The 17,487-nt window shown below is 52.7% G+C and carries 18 protein-coding genes and 1 pseudogene; 9 read left to right on the top strand and 10 right to left on the bottom strand.

The genetic code is table 11. The features are described from left to right. The first annotated feature begins 40 nt into the window (after positions 1–40). The 3 genes and pseudogenes from FH603_RS20165 to FH603_RS20155 all read left to right on the top strand — a co-directional run bounded on the left by FH603_RS20165 (position 41) and on the right by FH603_RS20155 (position 3,255). A pseudogene (locus FH603_RS20165) lies at positions 41–1,501 on the top strand (SusD/RagB family nutrient-binding outer membrane lipoprotein). A 65-nt stretch (positions 1,502–1,566) separates the two neighbouring features. Further along, positions 1,567–2,043, top strand: a complete 477-nt coding sequence (locus tag FH603_RS20160; RefSeq protein WP_186739505.1) for a hypothetical protein — start codon at positions 1,567–1,569, stop codon at positions 2,041–2,043. Positions 2,044–2,100: 57 nt separating this feature from the next. Further along, positions 2,101–3,255 (top strand): pyridoxal phosphate-dependent aminotransferase, encoded by a 1,155-nt coding sequence (locus FH603_RS20155; RefSeq protein WP_186739504.1) that lies wholly within the window; start codon positions 2,101–2,103, stop codon positions 3,253–3,255. A 126-nt stretch (positions 3,256–3,381) separates the two neighbouring features. On the opposite strand, the gene FH603_RS20150 is transcribed toward FH603_RS20155, so the two are convergent. Together FH603_RS20150 and FH603_RS20145 are read right to left on the bottom strand one after the other, a co-directional pair. Next, entirely contained in the window at positions 3,382–4,290 is a 909-nt protein-coding gene (locus FH603_RS20150) for a manganese catalase family protein (protein ID WP_186739503.1), read from the bottom strand. A 135-nt stretch (positions 4,291–4,425) separates the two neighbouring features. Beyond that, complete coding sequence (locus tag FH603_RS20145) at positions 4,426–5,670, bottom strand: MFS transporter (RefSeq protein WP_186739502.1); 1,245 nt, start codon at positions 5,668–5,670, stop codon at positions 4,426–4,428. Positions 5,671–5,784: 114 nt separating this feature from the next. Between FH603_RS20145 and aroB the strand changes: the two genes are divergently transcribed. Together aroB and FH603_RS20135 are read left to right on the top strand one after the other, a co-directional pair. Then, entirely contained in the window at positions 5,785–6,813 is a 1,029-nt protein-coding gene (gene aroB / locus FH603_RS20140; RefSeq protein ID WP_186739501.1) for a 3-dehydroquinate synthase, read from the top strand. A gap of 130 nt (positions 6,814–6,943) precedes the next feature. After that, positions 6,944–7,477: a DUF4136 domain-containing protein gene (locus FH603_RS20135; protein WP_186739500.1), complete on the top strand. Its 534-nt coding sequence runs from the start codon at positions 6,944–6,946 to the stop codon at positions 7,475–7,477. Positions 7,478–7,855: 378 nt separating this feature from the next. Here FH603_RS20135 and gldA read toward each other — a convergent pair whose 3' ends face one another. Beyond that, positions 7,856–8,815, bottom strand: a complete 960-nt coding sequence (gene gldA, locus FH603_RS20130) for a gliding motility-associated ABC transporter ATP-binding subunit GldA (protein ID WP_186739499.1) — start codon at positions 8,813–8,815, stop codon at positions 7,856–7,858. A gap of 233 nt (positions 8,816–9,048) precedes the next feature. Here gldA and FH603_RS20125 point away from each other — a divergent pair, with 233 nt between their 5' ends. The 3 genes from FH603_RS20125 to FH603_RS20115 are packed head-to-tail and all read left to right on the top strand — an operon-like array spanning position 9,049 to position 11,365. After that, positions 9,049–10,734 carry an amino acid permease gene (locus tag FH603_RS20125; protein ID WP_186739498.1) on the top strand — a complete coding sequence of 562 codons (1,686 nt, stop codon included), beginning with the start codon at positions 9,049–9,051 and terminating at the stop codon, positions 10,732–10,734. Positions 10,735–10,758: 24 nt separating this feature from the next. Beyond that, on the top strand, positions 10,759–11,010 hold the full coding sequence (locus FH603_RS20120) for a hypothetical protein (protein ID WP_186739497.1): 252 nt from the start codon (positions 10,759–10,761) through the stop codon (positions 11,008–11,010). Next, on the top strand, positions 10,991–11,365 hold the full coding sequence (locus tag FH603_RS20115) for a type II toxin-antitoxin system PemK/MazF family toxin (RefSeq protein WP_186739496.1): 375 nt from the start codon (positions 10,991–10,993) through the stop codon (positions 11,363–11,365). The genes FH603_RS20120 and FH603_RS20115 overlap by 20 nt, the downstream gene beginning before the upstream one ends. Before the next feature lie 13 nt (positions 11,366–11,378). On the opposite strand, the gene FH603_RS20110 is transcribed toward FH603_RS20115, so the two are convergent. After that, positions 11,379–12,107, bottom strand: a complete 729-nt coding sequence (locus FH603_RS20110) for a class I SAM-dependent methyltransferase (protein ID WP_186739495.1) — start codon at positions 12,105–12,107, stop codon at positions 11,379–11,381. Positions 12,108–12,189: 82 nt separating this feature from the next. On the opposite strand from FH603_RS20110, the gene FH603_RS20105 reads away from it, so the two are divergent. After that, on the top strand, positions 12,190–12,588 hold the full coding sequence (locus FH603_RS20105; RefSeq protein WP_186739494.1) for a phage holin family protein: 399 nt from the start codon (positions 12,190–12,192) through the stop codon (positions 12,586–12,588). Between the two features lie 83 nt (positions 12,589–12,671). Here the strand turns inward: FH603_RS20105 and FH603_RS20100 are convergent, their stop codons facing one another. From FH603_RS20100 to moeB, 6 genes are all read right to left on the bottom strand, one after another. Continuing rightward, the gene (locus FH603_RS20100; RefSeq protein WP_186739493.1) at positions 12,672–13,337 is read right to left on the bottom strand and encodes a zinc metallopeptidase; all 666 of its coding nucleotides are present in this window, start codon (positions 13,335–13,337) and stop codon (positions 12,672–12,674) included. 215 nt (positions 13,338–13,552) lie between these two features. Further along, positions 13,553–13,978, bottom strand: a complete 426-nt coding sequence (locus FH603_RS20095; protein ID WP_186739492.1) for a DUF2147 domain-containing protein — start codon at positions 13,976–13,978, stop codon at positions 13,553–13,555. Positions 13,979–14,183: 205 nt separating this feature from the next. Then, on the bottom strand, positions 14,184–14,663 hold the full coding sequence (rfaE2, locus tag FH603_RS20090) for a D-glycero-beta-D-manno-heptose 1-phosphate adenylyltransferase (protein ID WP_186739491.1): 480 nt from the start codon (positions 14,661–14,663) through the stop codon (positions 14,184–14,186). 35 nt (positions 14,664–14,698) lie between these two features. Beyond that, positions 14,699–15,766, bottom strand: a complete 1,068-nt coding sequence (locus FH603_RS20085; RefSeq protein WP_186739490.1) for a lysylphosphatidylglycerol synthase transmembrane domain-containing protein — start codon at positions 15,764–15,766, stop codon at positions 14,699–14,701. A 76-nt stretch (positions 15,767–15,842) separates the two neighbouring features. After that, positions 15,843–16,196 (bottom strand): aspartate 1-decarboxylase, encoded by a 354-nt coding sequence (gene panD / locus FH603_RS20080; protein WP_186739489.1) that lies wholly within the window; start codon positions 16,194–16,196, stop codon positions 15,843–15,845. A 143-nt stretch (positions 16,197–16,339) separates the two neighbouring features. Beyond that, positions 16,340–17,476: a molybdopterin-synthase adenylyltransferase MoeB gene (gene moeB / locus FH603_RS20075; RefSeq protein ID WP_186739488.1), complete on the bottom strand. Its 1,137-nt coding sequence runs from the start codon at positions 17,474–17,476 to the stop codon at positions 16,340–16,342. Positions 17,477–17,487 lie beyond the last annotated feature (11 nt).

Raw genomic sequence — 17,487 nt, 5'->3', positions numbered from 1 at the left:
CCTGGTAGTGGTTGAGGACTAACTCTCAAACCACATACGCATGAAACGAATCCTCCTTATTCTCCTGCCGGCGCTATTGGTCGTTGCCTCCTGTACAAAGGATTTCGACACCATGAACGTAGATCCCAACAACCCTACGGCTGTGGGTCCGCAGTATCTTTTGCCGTTTGCTACCGAAGCGTCTGTCGATCGCTATTGGGGTAGCAACGTCCGCTTTGAACGGCTCAACCTCGACGGAGCTATGCTCTGGATGCAGTATCTGACCCGTAACATCTATTCCAACGAAGGCGATAACTACGGCATCTCGGTAGCCTTGTACAACAACAACTGGAAAGGCTTTTATAACGACGGCCTGGTTAATTTTTAGCGTATCGTCACGCTGTCGAAGCCGGGCGGCAAGTATGAAAATGCCAATTACGAAGGTATCGGTATCGTAATGCGCACCTGGGTGTATTCGCTGCTGACGGATGTATACGGTGCTATACCCTACGCGGAAGCCATCAAAGGAACCGCCGAAGCACCGATTTATACGCCTAATTACGATTCCATGGACCAGGTCTATGCCGGTATGCTGGCCGACCTGAAAACGGCTAACGAAAAGTTGAGTACTGCCGGTCCTGCTGTAGCAGGTGACATCCTGTACGGGGGAGATATCCTGAAGTGGAAGAAGTTCGCCAATTCGCTGCGGTTACGGCTGGCCAACCGGCAGGCGGCCAAGAAGCCCGCCGAGTCGAAGGCGATCATGGCGGAGATATTGGGCGATGCGACAAAGTATCCTATTTTCACCAGCAATGCCGATAACGCTACACTCAAGCACACGGCTACGCGCCCCAGCAACAACGAGTGGAACGAAGTGATGGTGTTTGGCAGCCGCACCGACTGGAACATCAGCAAGACGCTGGCCGATAAGCTGAACGACCTGGGCGACGCCCGGATTACTGTATACGCCCAGCCTACAAAAGATGGTAAATACGTTGGTCATGCCAATGGCCTGCCCGATGCCATTGCCACTACCTATCTCGCATCGAGTTCGATGCTGGGAAGCTATTTTACGCAACCCAGCACGCCAAGCGTACTGATGACCTACGCGGAGTTGAACCTGACACTGGCCGAAGCCGCTGTCGATGGTGACATCACCGGCGATGCCCAGGCTTACTTCGTGAAAGGGATGACGGCCTCGTTCGATCAGTACGGGCTGAAAATCACAGATGCTTACCTTAAAACGGTGGGCGCGGCTACGAAAGCGAAGGTCATGGAGCAAAAATGGATTGCGCTCTTCGGGCAGGGAATCGAAGCCTGGACAGAGTACCGCCGGACGGGTCTGCCGGTGCTGCCTGCTAAAGACCCCCGCGCCATCTTTGAAAACGACGGCGTGTTACCAACCCGCATCAAATACCCTACCTCCGAGTACTCGCTCAACGAGGCTAACGTCCGGAAAGGTGTAACAACCAACGGGGGAGACGATTCGATGAAGACCAAACTATGGTGGGCGGAGAAGTAACCCGTAACGCGGCTGGGCGGACGTCTCCGCTTCAGTCCGCGTTACATAACCTAAAAAATCGAGCAATGAAGTCCTATAAACTATTGATACTGAGTGGTACCTTGCTGGTGAGTCTGGCGGGCTGTATGAAAGTAGATGACCCTTTCGTAGATCGGGTCGTAGCGCCGGTGCTGGTCGTGATCGACAATACCGTGGGTGACGGGGGCGGCCAAACGGGCGAACCGGTCGTGTCGCAGAAGGTGGCTGGACCGGTAACGTTGGGGGTACGTATTTATGAACTCGACAAAAGCGGAATTCTGGATAATAAAGTTGGAATCGACTCTATTCCGGTAACCTCGCTGGCCATCAAACTAACGACGCGCGCGGGTGTGGCCATTGGTGAACTGAAAACGGATGGCATGGGCAAAGCAACCATTTCGAAGACCTGGGCTGAACTGGGTATACCGGCTCCGGCTGCCGGGAGCAGTGTTTCGCTGACCTGGACGGGCGAGTACAAAGGGCAGGCATTTTCGCGGCTGTCGCGGGTGCAGGCCGTGAACTAGCCTTCACGCAGAACAATACATTTATAATTTGTTACTCATAATTCATCGTTAACGAATATGTCGATCAATCGTCGTGACTGGCTGCGGGCCAGTATGTTATCTGGCCTGGGTCTGGCCGCCCTGCCGGGTGTAGCTTCGCCACTCTCGCTTTGCGAGCCAGAACTGGAGGTGCCTACCGGGTACAACCCGCCTGTTGGCGCGCTGAAAGCCCGGTTGTCGGCAAACGAGAATCCCTATGGTCCTTCGCCAAAGGCGCTTAAGACCATTACCGAAGCCGCCCCCGATGGCTTTCTCTACGCCATGGAGTATGCAAAACAGTTTCGTAAGCTGGTTGCTGAAACCGAAGGTGTTCCGGAAGACCATGTATTACTTGGTGCCGGTTCCGGCGAGTTGCTGACAGCCGCTTCTCTCTGGGCGGCTTACCGGCCTAATGCCGGGCGCACAATTGTCGCTCCAGACCCAACGTTCGATGCGCTTCCCCGCGCGGCCATTCGTCACGGGATCACGATGGACCGCGTGCCGCTCGTTGCGGCCGATGGCTATGACATCAATCTGAACAAACTGGCCGAGCGCGTTGGTAGCCAGACGGGTATGGTGTACCTCTGTAACCCGAACAACCCAACAGCCATAACCGTCGATCCTACGAAACTGCGGGCATTCTGCGAAGCGGTCGGGGCGAAAACGCCAATTCTGGTCGACGAAGCGTACATTGACTACACACCCGATCCAAAGGGCTATTCGATGGTCGATCTGGTCCGGAAGGGCAGCAATGTGATCATTACGAAGACGTTCTCGAAAGTGCACGGTTTCGCAGGTCTTCGGGCTGGTTACATGATCGCCAAACCTGAACTGCTGGCCGAGATCGGCAAGTTTGCAACGGGCGGCAGCAGTATGAGCATGACTACGCTACGGGCGGCTATCGTTAGTTTGCAGGACAAGGACTTTATCAAATACTCGCTGGGCAAAACCAAAGAATCGAAAGAGTATCTAGCGGGTGTGCTCAAGCAGCACAACTACGAGCCGCTGCCATCCGGTGCTAACTTCGTGATGTTCCCTATCCGGATGAAAGGCGAAGACTTTGTTGGCCGGATGATGGAGCAGGGCGTAAGTATCCGTCAGTGGAAATTTGACGGGCAGTACTGGTGCCGTGTCAGTCTGGGTACCATGCCCCAGATGCAGGCATTCGCTGAGGGCTTGAAAACGATATCGTAAAACAGTCGTAAGTCGTAAAAAGAGTCATAAGTCGTAAAAGTCGAAGAGTCGTAAGGGGCTGACGCGAAAGCAACACGCGCGTCAGCCCCTTACGACTCTTCGACTTTTACGACTTATGACTCTTTCTTAGTACTCGTACTTAATCCCCATTTTCTTCGCCATATCGGCAAACATTTGAGGGTCAAAATCATCGGCACCAGGAGCGTTCAGTTGAGGCTCTTCTTCAAGGTCGGGGGGCGTATGGCCGGGAATGGCACCTTCGATGACAACACACTCCTGTCCATCTTCCGGGTGAGGCCCGTTCCAGATCAGACCAGCCTGCTTATAATCACTCTGGCTGAAGGTATACAACTGAAGGTGGAGTTTCTGCTCCATAAACTTCATCGCTTCGGGGAAGGCAGCGTTGCTCAGGTCGGGGATAGGTAGCAGTTTGGTTACCTCTACACCGGTTAGCTTTTCCAGCGCTTTAGCATAGGCTACTACGTGCAGGCCACCGCGTACGAGCAGGTAACCAACCATAGTCCGGGCGGTGGGATCGTCGACCATTTCGTAGACCCGCATTTTATTAGCACGTGCGCCACACTCCAGGAAGAAGTTATGTAACAGGTCAAGTTTAAGGTTACCGCTGCTGAAAACGTTCTCGCCACTCCAGAACCGGCCCATCGAATCCATGGGTAACGCACTCTGGCCACTGGCAATAAAATGGCTCGTATTACGGGCATCGACACCGTTTGCCAGGGGCGTTGTCGTTGGGTCCATACCCCGCTTGCTAACGCCCGTCAGCAGTAAATTGGTTGTATAAGATACCACTTCAATGTGACCATACTCTTCACCGGCAATGCTGCAGATCAGGTCATAGAAAGGGCGAAGTTTCTTGCGTCCCCGAAAGTTGAACGACTGCATCGTGTAGTTCATCAGCGTCGACATTTCCCCAAACTTACCACCCAGTAGCTCCTGGACAGCAGCAGCGTCGTTGGGCGAAGGGTTTGTTGGTTTAGGCAACTCGATGGGCAACTGATCCATTTTTAAAATCATGGCCTTGGGGGTTTGTTGGTTTGAGATAACTCGTAATGTTATTAAACCAACTTAACCTATAGGCTTTAGTTTATCAAAAGGAATAATTAATCTAAATAAATAGGAAGTGGCCTCATCAGGTTGATAGATAAAGGGCTATTCGCGGACAGTTACGGGCTTGGTCGGGTCAATTTTCAGCCACAGCAATGCGCTGACGAACAGGCAGCCAGCAATCAGGAAAAGCGGGTAATTGAAATTTTTGGTCTGCTCGACAATCATCCCGAACAGGATCGTGATGAAAAAGCCACCCAGCTGACCGGCAAAGTTCATGGAACCCGTTACCGCCCCGGCGTTGCGCTGGCCAATATCGATACATACCGCAAACGCAACCGGCAATGCCAGGTCTTTCATGAGTACGCAGGTAGCCAGCAGGTAACCCGCCGTCTGGTTATCGGTAGCAAGTCCGGCCAGCAGAAAAAAGACACTCGACAGGCCCAGGCCACCCATGCCAACCGCCCGCCGACCGATTTTTAGCCCGTAGCGTTTGCTCAGTGCGTCGCTGAGCAGACCGCCAACCAGACAGCCGATGGCACCCAGGAAGTAAGACAGTGAGATAAAGTTCTTCGAATCGTCTTCGCTCATACCGCGCCCTTCCTGAAAGTAAACAGACGACCAGTTAGTGAAGAAATACGAGCCATAGAAAAACAGGTGACACATAAGCATGAGCGCCCACAGGTCGGGGTTGCGCAGTATGGTTTGCCAGGGAATCCGGTGATCAGTTGGCCGGATGTTACGTCCCGTTTCAATTACCTCCAGTTCGGCCGCGCTAACCCCAGCCTTTTCTGTTGGTTCATCACGGAACCAGCTATACCAGCCAACGGCCCATACCACACCCACCAATCCCAGTACAGCAAACGCCCACCGCCAGCCCGCCCAGTGTACTAGTGGAATCACCAGCAAGGGCGTTAAGGCACCACCGAGCCGACCGGCGGCCCAGATGACCGACTGCGCCCTGCCGACCTCCACAGCGGGAAACCAGCGGGCAATAGCGATGGATGCATTAGGATAAGCGCCTGCTTCCCCCATGCCGAAGAGAAACCGTACGATCAGCAGATAAAGAAAATTGAAGGCGGTACCGGTAAGCATCGTGAACCCCGACCACCAGAGCACAACCCGGGTCAGCACCCGGCGCGGCCCCAGACGGTCGCCGAGCGCCCCCGTCGGAATTTCGAACAAGGCATAGGCTAACGAAAAAGCACCCAGAATCCAGCCAAACTGCTGGTTGTCGAGGTGGAGATCGGCTTTGACATACTTACTGACGACGTTCATACAGACGCGGTCGAGGTAGGTGATGGTCGAGAGGAGGAACAAACCGGTGAGGACACGGTAGCGAACGGTCATTGACAGGTGGTTAGGGGAGTGTGAAGGTAAAAACCGATGGCTAAATAGTCGGGCTGTCTGAAAAAATAAGTTGGGTCCCGTCGTAGCCACTCGCCGTCGATGTATTTTTACGGCATGTCAACTGTAACGATTGCTCCCCTTGCCGAAAGCCTGCCTGCTTTCCTCGATTCCAATGATTTTTCGGCTGTTGCCGTCATTGTCGATAACCATACCTTTAAATTTTGTTATCCCGAAATAAAAGGGCTGCTACCGAAGCATACGCTCGTTCGGATCAAGGCGGGCGAAGAGCAGAAGCATTTGGCTACGTGCGAATTGATCTGGGATGCGCTGACACGGGCCAATTTCGATCGACACGCGCTGGTGCTGAATCTGGGTGGTGGGGTTATTGGCGATATGGGCGGCTTTTGCGCAGCTACCTACAAGCGGGGCATCGCGTTTGCGCAGCTGCCTACCACCCTCCTCTCGCAGGTCGATGCCAGTGTGGGTGGCAAACTAGGGGTTGACTTCAATGGCTTGAAGAATCACATCGGCGTATTTCAGCAACCCAATGCAGTATTGGTCGACCCCGCATTTTTGACCACGCTGTCTGAACGCGAACTCCGGTCGGGTTTTGCGGAGATAATCAAGCACTGTCTGATTGCCGATGCGGCCATGTGGGAGCAGATCCGTCGGCGCGACCCCGACGAGCAGGACTGGTCGGCACTGGTGGCCCACTCAGTAGCCATCAAACAAAATATAGTGGCCCAGGACCCAACGGAGAAGGGCCTGCGCAAGATTCTAAACTTTGGTCATACGCTGGGCCATGCCGTTGAAACGCATTTTCTATCGCAGCCCCGCAAGCGGTTACTGCACGGCGAAGCCATTGCCGTTGGTATGGTGACGGAAGCGTTTATTGCGCATGAGAAAAAAATGATCGACGAAGTTTTGCTGACGCAAATCGAAGAGTATGTGTTTGCCGTATATGGAAATGCACGACTAACAGAAGCCGACGTTGAGCCCGTGCTGGCGCTGACCTTGCAGGATAAGAAAAACAGGGGTCGGGAAGTGCGTATGTCGTTACTCGATGGACCAGGCCATTGCGCCTTCGACGTGCCCGTTACAACGGCTGAAATGCGTCGGGCACTGGCTTATTACAATGGATAACCATAGTATTAAAATTTGGTATTACACCATTGTTTGCCAAACATTTACGATTAACTTTGAGTTCGACCAGTACAAACCATCATCAATTATAAACAGACATAAGTGTAGCAAAACCTTTACAAAGTACAGCATGAAAACATTTGTCGGAATTCTGTTTACGCTGGCCGTTATCGGTATGGCGAGCTGCTCGCCCAGCCGGTTATTTGTAGAGCATGATTATAGCTATGAAGGCCATTTCAAAAACTACGAATCCTTTAATTTCCTGGAGTGCGAATTTGTTGATTCTACCTTGCTTTGTTCCGACATTCAGGACGCCATCCGGCATCAGATGGAAGCTCGGGGTTACAAAGTAAGTAACCGTTCTCCCAACCTACTGATCTCTTACAATATCTTCCGCTCCGATCTGCGTTTCCGGGGCTATCAGCAGCCTGTTATCAAAGACTGGGTCGTTCGCGAGGATGACGAGGCAACTTACAAACGCATTGATTATAACCTTGACGAAGGTACCCTGATGATCTCGCTCATCGATGCCGAATCGTACCAGGTGATCTGGAAGGGCTACGCATCCAAGATGCTGCGAAACCAGAACTTCAAGAATAACTATTTCAAAGGCATTGTCCGATCCATATTTGACCAGTACCCGTTGATGGCAACTGCGCGCTAAGGCGAACATATACCCTCTTTCATCCAGAACGGCGAGACATGTGTCTCGCCGTTCTGCGTTTAAATTCAGGCTATGTAACGCAGCCGGACGGGCGATCCCCCAGCGTGTTCGCTGTGTTACTGAACCTGTCCTGGATTTTACGTTGGTCCGAATATTATCCAATCGAGGGGTTTGGCAGGACGGGCGTATCCTGGACGGCCACGTCCGGGTGATTCGCCATTTCACACCCGGACGTGGCCGTCCAGGATACGCCCGTCCTGCCAGTAATCCCATTAGCAGACATTTTTTACGTTATAGGCTGTTAACATCGCCATCTATTAGGCTTGACTATAGACTTTTTCTCAAGGGACAGGATGCGGGATCACTTGTCTGGCGGCATCACTTTGTCAACTCTTTGAAAATGGTTTCCAGTGAGTTTTCCTGTTGACGCAGGCCCACGAGAGTGAGGTTATGGTCGGCGGCAAGGCGAAAGATGGCGCCCCGCAAATCAATATCAGTCCCGGCCGTAATACGGTACTGGCCGTGTTCCAGGGGTTCTACCTGTTCCACACCCGGTACGCTCGTGAGCAGTTCCGGATTTGGCAGGGCACCCTCGAACTCGGCTACGACAACGATAGCCCCTGCTGACGCACTTCGCAACTGGCTCAACGGCCCATCGGCAACGATACGGCCCCGGTTGATAATAACGACACGGTCGCAGATAGCTTCAACTTCCTGCATGATGTGTGTGGAGAAGAGTACCGTTTTGTCCCGGCCGACGTTCCGGATCACCTGTCTGATTTCGGCTAATTGATTGGGGTCAAGTCCGGTAGTAGGTTCGTCCAGAATCAGAACGGGTGGGTTGTGCAGCAGTGCCTGGGCCAGGCCTACACGTTGGCGGTACCCTTTGGAGAGTTGCCCGATGCGTTTATGCTGTTCGCGCCCCAGACCGACCAGCTCGATCATGTCGGTGATACGCTGGCTCAGCTCACGGCTTTTAATCCCATGCAGTGACCCCGCAAAGCGCAGGTATTCTTTCACATACAGGTCCAGGTACAGCGGGTTGTGTTCGGGCAGGTAACCAACACTCCGGCGCACGTCCATCGGGTGGGTCAGAATGTCGAACCCGTTAACTTCCACCGTGCCATCAGTAGGGGGGAGGTAACCCGTAGTTATTTTCATGGTCGTCGACTTCCCTGCACCATTGGGGCCCAGGAAGCCGACAATCTCGCCAGGCTGCACGGTCAATGAAATATGGTCGACGGCTTTTTGAACCGCGCGGTCCGACGATTGGCCGCTGGACTTTCGGCCCGACGAGCCACCATATTCTTTAGTCAGGTTCTGAACCCGGATAGACATAGATAAAACGAGTAATACTGTAGACCGGTTCTTGTGTAACGAACGGGATCGATGGTTTGCTACTTAACGTCCGGTCGGGGGTGTGAATGCACAAGTAACGTACAAAAAACCGGAAAGTATCCCTATTTTTAGCGGTTTAACGCTCGTCTGGCCCTAATTTGTCGGAATATTCCTGTTGAGCAGTTCGTTCCCGGCGGTTGCTCCCTCTTCATCTCTTACCCCCGTTTTTACCCATGTCCCTCTTTCGTAAAAAGACCGTAACGCAAATTCTGAGTGATGCCGCCGAAGGCGAATCCAGTAAGCTTGTTAAAACGCTGGGCGTTCGCGACCTGACTTCGTTTGGTATTGCCGCCATTATAGGGGCCGGGATTTTCAGTACCATCGGTCTGGCCAGTTATAACGGTGGGCCGGCTGTATCGCTCCTGTTTGTTTTTACCGCCATTGCCTGCGTGTTTACGGCCTTAAGTTATGCTCAGTTTGCCAGTACGGTGCCTGTGAGCGGTAGTGCCTATACCTATGCGTATGTGGCCTTTGGAGAGATCTTCGCATGGGTCATTGGCTGGGCACTCATTCTGGAGTATGCCGTCAGTAATATGGTCGTTGCCATTTCCTGGTCCGAATATTTCACGTCTATGCTGAGTGGCTTCGGAATTACTTTCCCCAAGTATTTTGCCACCGACTATGGCTCGGCTTCCCGCGCCTTTGCGCTTGTTGAGCAAACGAAACAGTCGGGTGCAGCCCTCGACACCTTACCCGAAAATACACGACTGCTGGCCGATGCGTATGCCAACGCACCTTTGATCGGCGATCTGCACATAATTGCCAACCTGCCCGCCGGAGCCATTACCGTACTTATTACCGCGTTGGTGTACATCGGCATTAAGGAGTCTCGTACGGCAAGTAACATACTGGTTGTCCTTAAACTGGCCGTTATTGCCCTGGTCATCGGTGTCGGTGCGTTCTACGTAAAACCGGCAAACTGGTCGCCGTTTGCACCAAATGGCGTGTCGGGGGTGCTGAGTGGCGTAGCGTCGGTGTTCTTCGCGTTCATCGGTTTCGACTCAATATCAACCACCGCCGAAGAGTGCAAGAACCCTCAGCGCGACTTACCCCGTGCTATGTTGTACTGTCTGGCTATCTGCACGGTGTTATACGTGATGATTACACTGGTACTGACGGGTATGGTCAACTACAAAGAGCTGGGCGTCAGTGATCCACTAGCTTATGTGTTTCAGAAAGTAAATCTGGACTTTGTCGCGGGCGTTATTTCGGTGAGTGCCGTAGTGGCCATTACCAGTGCTCTGTTGGTATATCAGTTAGGCCAGCCCCGTATCTGGATGACCATGAGCCGCGATGGTCTCCTGTGGAAACGGTTCTCCACCATTCACCCCAAATACAAAACGCCTTCATTTGCGACCATTGTTACAGGCTTTCTGGTCGCTATTCCGTCGCTGTTCATGGATCTGAAATTCTTTGTCGATCTCACCAGTGTCGGCACGTTCTTCGCTTTTATCCTCGTCTGTGCCGGTATTCTGTTTCTGGATGCCAAGGGATTGACTGCGCAGTCGAAGTTTAAGGTGCCCTATATCAATGGCAAATACATCATTGGTGTCGTGCTACTGGCCGTAATGGGTTATGCCCTGACAACCGGCCACCTGATCCAGACCCTGGAGAGTAAACCACTGCTGGCCGTATTCTGGGGGGTCTGGATCATACTGGCGGTGCAGGGATTCCGGTATAACTTCTCGTTACTGCCCGTAATCGGAGTGCTGACAAACCTGTACCTGATGACTGAGTTGGGGGCCAGCAACTGGCAAATTTTTGGCATCTGGCTGGTGATCGGCCTGGTGATCTACTTCTCGTACGGCTTCAGAAAAAGTAAACTGGCTGGTCGCGAGAACGTTGTGAACGTTGATTGATGTTATGAGGGAAACCGGGAAGCTATGAAAATTACAATTGAAGTAGAGGACAGGCACAAGCTGGAAACGCTTATGGATTGGCTTCGGGATAATAAGTTTCTTGACGAATTAACGGTGAAGTCAACAGATCCGAATGCTGTGTCAGTACCTGAATCATCCGCTAATGATGGGCAGAAAACTGGCTGGCTGAAACTTGCCGAGGAAGTACTTCGAGACGATTGGGAGGCCCCCGAGAACGACATCTGGGACGAATTCTATGCTAAGCAAAACCCCTGAGTATACACAGGGCGAAATTGTATGGGCTGATTACCCCTTGTCCGATAAGCCCGCCAAATCAAAAATTCGTCCTGTTATCATTGTCAGTAATGCTAATTCCAATGCGTTGGATAACGATTTGCTGATTCTTCCTATCACGTCTAGAATAAGATCTGAATTATTCGAGATTGTGCTAACGGATGAAATGACAACTGTTTCATTACCGGCTCGCAGTGCTGTACGGTGTAACAAACTGCACACGATCAGAAACACACGAATAATAGGCAAGATTGCTGCCGTAACGCCAACGGCATTAAAAGAAATTATTAAGACTGTATGCCTGGCACTAAGCTTGCTGGACGAAACGAGTGGATAAAGCCTTAAGCTGCTCACTTCCCAAAGAACATGATATGCTGCTGGGGCAAACGCTTGTCGTTTTTCAGTAATTTCAGACCAACGGCTTTCATCTCTTTGGTAGCCTGCGCCACACTTAGTTTATGCAACTCCTTGATGGGTACGTTCGGGTCTTCGGCCCGGTATTCGACCAGCGCTACCCGTCCACCCGGTCTTAGGGATGACGCAATCCGGCTCATCATCTCACGCGGATACGAAAACTCGTGATACGCATCGATCAGGATGGCCAGATCGACGGTATTTGCCGCTAGTTTAGGGTCCGCTTCAGTACCCAGCACGGGCTGTACATTCGCTAGTTTTCGCTTTGTCTTTCCTTCGTTCAGGTATTCGATCATTTCCGGCTGAATGTCTACGGCCAGCACTTTCCCTTTAGGAACCCTGGGTGCCATCTGAAACGTGAAAAAGCCGGTTCCGGCACCAATATCGGCCACGACATCGGTTGGTTTGAGGGCAAGTGCTTTCAGGAGCAGATCGGTACGCTCTTCCTGCTCCCGTTCGGGCCGGTCGAGCCACGATGCGCCCAAATGGCCCATGACATGCGCAATTTCGCGTCCTGCATAAAACTTGCCGATGCCGTCGCGGCTGGCCTCGCCGAAGCGGTATGCCTGCGCCGAGTCGGCTGGGGCGGTCGTTGCTGCCTGTTGCGATGATCCCTGGCCACAGGCCATCAGGAACGTAAGGGCTATAATCCAGAGACGGTACATAGACGTAGGGCTGATTGTAGGGGTTAAACCATCTGTATACGAAAACAGTTGTTGAATGCGAATCATCTATTCTGTTTATCGCATGAACCTCATCCTACATTTACTACTTGATGCCGCTGTAATCTTTGGACTGGCTTACCTGTTGCCTCAGGTCGACGTCAAAAGTTTTGGAACTGCCCTGCTCATCGCGGTATTGCTGGGGTTGCTCAATTTCTTCGTTGGCTGGGTTATTCGGTTTCCGCTCAATCTGGTTACCTTCTTTCTGCTCTCGGGTATCGTCCGAATTATCGTGACGGCCATTCTGCTGAAGCTGATCGATAAGTTCATGGACAGTTTCACCATTGTTGGTTTCTGGCCAGCCTTACTGATTGCCATTGCTGTAGCAGTAGCCGGTACGCTGATCGACCGGTCGGCACCAACCCAGCAGATGGTCGACTCTGGCTACATGGCCAGTGTGCTGTCACAGCTTCGTTTCGCCTGATATAACGTCGTTGAACATGAAAAAGCCCGGTCGTCACTGACCGGGCTTTTTCGTAATAAAGAGGTTCATAACAGCGGTGGCCACTAGCTACTCCGGCGACCGCCCAGCAGTATACTGGCATAATACATAAGGGTAGCCAGCGAGCCCAGCGCAGCCACAACATAGGTCATTGCGGCCCACCACAGGGCGTCTTTTGCATAACCGTACTCGCGTTGATTGACAACGCCGTTGGTTTGAATCCAGGCTAGTGCCCGTTTACTGGCGTCGAACTCAACCGGTAAGGTCACAAAACTGAAAATTGTTGTCAGAGCGAACAGGGCCACCCCAATCGCGAGGGGAATGGGCGTAGTTTGCAGCAGCAAAATGCCGCCCAGCAGTACCCACTGCATGTAGCGCGACGACAGGGTTAGTACCGGCACCATACTCGAACGAAGTTTCAGCGGGGCGTAGGCCACCTGATGCTGCACGGCATGACCACATTCGTGGGCAGCTACAGCAGCCGAAGCCACACTGCGTCCATAATAGACGTCGGCACTCAGGTTAACGGTTTTATCCTGTGGGTTATAGTGGTCGGTAAGCATACCTTCAACAGAAAGCACACGTACGTCATGAATGCCATTTTCGCGTAGCATCTGCTGCGCTATTTCTGCTCCGCTCAGGCCATTGCTCAGGCCAATCTGCGCGTATTCATTGAATTTACTCCTTAGCCGCCAGCTCACAAAGGCGCTGAGACCAAAGATGATAATCATTAATATCCAGGGAGATGCCATCGTTAGTCAGGTTTGTTGTTCAATAGCGGGCAACTTAGCCGTCCGTTATTAACAAAACAACAATTGGACCGAAAAAGTATCCCGCCAAATTGACCACTTATCAGGGTAGCGATCCATTCAACAACCGCCAGAATGTCAATCGTTATACCAGCCTGGTCCAATGAACCAGTTCTATAATGACAGGATAAGAGGACTTATAAGTTCGTCGGCCGGGTGAGAACATACTCTTTACGAAGCCACCGGAAACCCTTGTAAACAGAAGCGGTGAGGGTTTTGGCGTCGCGCATGCTCAGTTCAACGCCGAAGTGGTTACCGGTTTTTGGGTTGATCAGTTCACCCCCCGACCAGCCGCGCCCGTCGAAAGTGAGGTTCTTCATAATCAGCTGATCTTTGACCAGTCCCATTTCTTCCCGACTGACCGGACTAACCTCTACCACCCGCCCAAAATACAGATCACCATGCCGGTAGAGTTCAACGCTGGCTCCCTGCGACGGGAATAACCAGCGGCCCAGAATCTGATCGGCGGTGTGGTCGGCTGATGAGTTAGCCGAGCTGGGCCAGAGCGTAAGAAACACCAGGCTCAATGCCCAAACGTAGTTTCGATTTTGTGATACGTTCATCGGCTAATGTTGTTTTACGGCGTGAGGTACACAGAGAACTGACTGGTAATCGACAGAGAAGCAAATCATCCCATAGGCAACAGGTTGCTAAAAATAGGGAATGCTTCTGTACAATCCCAGTAACGTAGTGGATTAAACTAGGGTGAAACAAAAAAAACGGCTGTAAGGCCGTCTTCTGAAGGGGATAAAGATGGGGAATACGTCGTCAATAACTCTGTTTGATGCGCTCAATAAGCTTCGATGTCGAATAACCGGGTACGAGCGCTACTGTTTCAACACGTCCTCCGCGGGCTAGCACAAAATCGGCACCTACAATAGTGTCTACCGTATAATCGTCACCTTTTACCAGCACATCGGGTTGAACGGCCTCAATCAGCTCAAGGGGCGTGGGTTCGCCAAACAGCGTTACGGCGTCGATAAATTCGAGAGCCGCCATCAATCGGGCGCGGGCATACTCGTTGACAACGGGGCGTAAAGGGCCTTTGATACAGCTAACGGATGTGTCGGTATTGAGACCCAGGATGAGCCGTTGCCCCAGGGATCGGGCCTTTTCGAGGTAATCGATGTGGCCGAGGTGGACAATATCGAAACAGCCATTGGTAAATACAATCTGCTGCCCGTCGGCCCGCCATTGGTCGGCCCGTTGAACAACCTGTTCGCGGGTAAGAATTTTAGATTCGGTCATACGATCGACAGCGTTCTTTTTATGAAAACAACCCCTTACCGTTCCAGTCGAACCGAGTTTGGGTCGGTCAGCACATCGCTGGCGGCAGTAGTTTTGTTGCGTCGGAGCAGCACGACCAATAAGCTAAAGATGCCCAGAATAATGATCATCAGCGTAGAAACGCCATGGATGAATGTTGCCAGAATTTGCCCATCCTGACTTGTCAGACCGTAGAGCAGGGCTACCTGCCCCACCAACAGATGGAAGGAGCCAATACCGCCCGGTGTGGGTGCGGCCATTCCCAACGACCCAACAACAAGGATCGTTAGACCCGCCAGCGGACTAAGGTTAGCGGTGGCAGGCATGGCAAAAAACAAGGTGTACGACATAAGGTAGTACATTGTCCAGATCAGCAGGGTGTGAAACACGAAGGCCCCCGGCCGACGGATTTTCCGGACGCTGAGGAGCCCTTCGAGCAGCCCTTTCGTGAAGGCCATCACTTTTTGATAGAGCGGGTGCCGGCCCAGGGCGTCGCGGTAGCGGCTGTACAGAAACCAGCCCAGCAACGCCAGCCCGATCAGTGCGGCCCCAATCAGCAGCAGTATGCCTGTTAGGCCATCGCCCGAATCAGCCCGTTGTCCGCCTACTTTGCTGCCAAAGAACTCCATAAAGAACTGGCTCAGCCGGTCGAACTCAAGAACGAACGTAGCACCCAGCAAAATCAGCAGCATCAACACGTCGAAAAGGCGCTCGGCTACCACGGTCCCGAAACTAACGTTGACCGGCACCCCGGCCAGTCGGTACAGCGTGCCACATCGGGCCACTTCGCCCGCGCGGGGCAGCGCTAAATTTGCCAGATAACCCGTAAGTACGCTGGTTGTGGCATCGACAGCGGTGGGCCGCTGAGGAACCACCGGCTCCAGCAGAATCCGCCAGCGTTGGGCGCGGCTCCAGTGGGCAACGATCGTCAGCAGTGCCGACGCGAGCACCCACCGGAAATCGGCCGCGCTGATCTTGGCCCACAAGTCACCCGCATCAAGGTGGCTCTGCTTAAACGTAAACCATAGCAGCCCCCCGGCAATTGCCAGTGAGATGAGGTATTTGAGTACATTCTTTGGATTCATACGGAAAAAAGGAAAGGGGCATAAAAGAGGAGGGGAGCAACCAGACAGACCATCTCGTTGCTCCCCGCTCTCCTTGTTACACGGTCACTAAGCGATTGTTGTCGTCGGGAAAAACGACAGTAGGTTTGTGTGTTCGAGCTTCGTCGGTGGTCATCATGGCGTAGGCAATGATGATGACAATATCGCCGACCTGTGCCCGGCGGGCCGCAGCTCCGTTCAAACAAATAATGCCTGACCCACGCGCTCCTTTGATAACATAGGTGATAAGCCGCTCTCCGTTATTGTTATTGACGATGTGAACCTGCTCATTCTCCAGTAAACCGGCGGCATCCATCAGATCTTCGTCGATGGTAATGCTGCCGACGTAGTTGAGTTCTGCCTGCGTGACTTTGACGCGGTGCAATTTCGATTTTAGTACGTTGACGAACATGATTGGTTAGATACCATTTAGGCGCGGCAAAGGTACGATTAAATCAGTTGATCAGTTAGTCGGTGAGTCGCAGAGTCGGTAAGTCGTAGAGTCGGTAAGTCGTAGAGTTACTGACTGACTGTACGACTTATGACTTCTACGACTTAATACACAGCCATCTCTGGCTCTATGTCCCGTGCCCAGGCGTTGATACCCCCATCGAGGTTATAAAGGTTTGTTAAGCCGCCCTGTGCGTAGAGGTATTCGGCTACATTGGCCGATCGGATACCGTGGTGGCAATAAACGACTACCGGTCGGTCGGTCGGAATGCGCTTGCGGTTATTGGGAATCATGCCCACGGGAATGAGTACCGCGCCATCCAGGTGGCATAGTTCAAACTCAGGCCGCTCGCGAACGTCGAGCAGGAACAGTTCTTCGCCTGCCATGAGCCGACTGGCCAGATCCTGGGGTGACATTTTTTGTGGTCCCGACGTAGCCACTGGCCGCATACCTGACGACGTGAGACCCTGCCGGGCGAGGTCATCGGCATCGGGCCGGCGTTTAGTCCTTATTTTTTGCTGGCTCATCGCAAGTAAATCGACCATCAGCAGGTGTTCGTTCAACGACTGTCCGATGCCGGTAATGAGCTTGATCACTTCATTTGCCTGATACGTGCCGATAACGCCCGGAAGAACCCCCAGCACGCCGGTAACACTGCAATTGGGAATTTCGATGTCGTTTGGATATTCCGGAAACAGACAGCGATAGGTAGGTCCTTTGCGGCCATTTCCCAGGTCAGCATTCAGCACGGCAACCTGTCCTTCAAAGCGATGAATGGCCCCGTAAACAAAAGGCTTACCGAGCGTAACACATACATCGTTGACCAGATAGCGCACGCTGAAATTGTCGGTACAATCCACGACTATATCATACGATTCGATGATGGACCGGGCGTTTCCCGCTTCCAGCGCCATCGCATAGGTATCGAATGTCAGGCCGGGGTTGAGCCGGTTGAGGTGCGTTACGGCCGCTTTGGCTTTCGGCTGGCCAACTTCATCGGTGGTATAGATCACCTGCCGCTGAAGGTTGCTCAGATCGACCACATCAGGATCAATAACCCCAATGGTGCCAACCCCGGCCGCGGTCAGGTATAGCAGCACCGGACAACCCAACCCACCGGCTCCTACCACCAGTACACGGGCATTTTTTAGCCGTAGCTGTCCCGGCTGGCCTATTTCGGGGAGGTTCAGGTGCTTCTGGTAACGTTGTTGTTCGGCGGGTATGAGGGTCGTTGCTTCCATAAAATCAAGCG

Origin of the sequence: Spirosoma utsteinense (assembly GCF_014282275.1) — a bacterium.
GTDB classification, from domain to species: Bacteria; Bacteroidota; Bacteroidia; order Cytophagales; family Spirosomataceae; genus Spirosoma; species Spirosoma utsteinense.
The sequence above is the reverse complement of the archived record's forward strand: the minus strand, read 5'-3'. Positions and strand labels throughout refer to the sequence as shown.

Coding starts and splice junctions, on each gene's coding strand:
- FH603_RS20100 (WP_186739493.1), bottom strand. CDS start 13,337: ATGATTATCATCTTTGGTCTCAGCGCCTTTGTGAGCTGGCGGCTAAGG.
- panD (WP_186739489.1), bottom strand. CDS start 16,196: ATGTTCGTCAACGTACTAAAATCGAAATTGCACCGCGTCAAAGTCACG.
- FH603_RS20110 (WP_186739495.1), bottom strand. CDS start 12,107: ATGTACCGTCTCTGGATTATAGCCCTTACGTTCCTGATGGCCTGTGGC.
- FH603_RS20120 (WP_186739497.1), top strand. CDS start 10,759: ATGAAAATTACAATTGAAGTAGAGGACAGGCACAAGCTGGAAACGCTT.
- FH603_RS20135 (WP_186739500.1), top strand. CDS start 6,944: ATGAAAACATTTGTCGGAATTCTGTTTACGCTGGCCGTTATCGGTATG.
- aroB (WP_186739501.1), top strand. CDS start 5,785: ATGTCAACTGTAACGATTGCTCCCCTTGCCGAAAGCCTGCCTGCTTTC.
- FH603_RS20105 (WP_186739494.1), top strand. CDS start 12,190: ATGAACCTCATCCTACATTTACTACTTGATGCCGCTGTAATCTTTGGA.
- rfaE2 (WP_186739491.1), bottom strand. CDS start 14,663: ATGACCGAATCTAAAATTCTTACCCGCGAACAGGTTGTTCAACGGGCC.
- FH603_RS20155 (WP_186739504.1), top strand. CDS start 2,101: ATGTCGATCAATCGTCGTGACTGGCTGCGGGCCAGTATGTTATCTGGC.
- FH603_RS20145 (WP_186739502.1), bottom strand. CDS start 5,670: ATGACCGTTCGCTACCGTGTCCTCACCGGTTTGTTCCTCCTCTCGACC.
- FH603_RS20115 (WP_186739496.1), top strand. CDS start 10,991: ATGCTAAGCAAAACCCCTGAGTATACACAGGGCGAAATTGTATGGGCT.
- FH603_RS20150 (WP_186739503.1), bottom strand. CDS start 4,290: ATGATTTTAAAAATGGATCAGTTGCCCATCGAGTTGCCTAAACCAACA.
- FH603_RS20095 (WP_186739492.1), bottom strand. CDS start 13,978: ATGAACGTATCACAAAATCGAAACTACGTTTGGGCATTGAGCCTGGTG.
- gldA (WP_186739499.1), bottom strand. CDS start 8,815: ATGTCTATCCGGGTTCAGAACCTGACTAAAGAATATGGTGGCTCGTCG.
- FH603_RS20160 (WP_186739505.1), top strand. CDS start 1,567: ATGAAGTCCTATAAACTATTGATACTGAGTGGTACCTTGCTGGTGAGT.
- moeB (WP_186739488.1), bottom strand. CDS start 17,476: ATGGAAGCAACGACCCTCATACCCGCCGAACAACAACGTTACCAGAAG.
- FH603_RS20085 (WP_186739490.1), bottom strand. CDS start 15,766: ATGAATCCAAAGAATGTACTCAAATACCTCATCTCACTGGCAATTGCC.
- FH603_RS20125 (WP_186739498.1), top strand. CDS start 9,049: ATGTCCCTCTTTCGTAAAAAGACCGTAACGCAAATTCTGAGTGATGCC.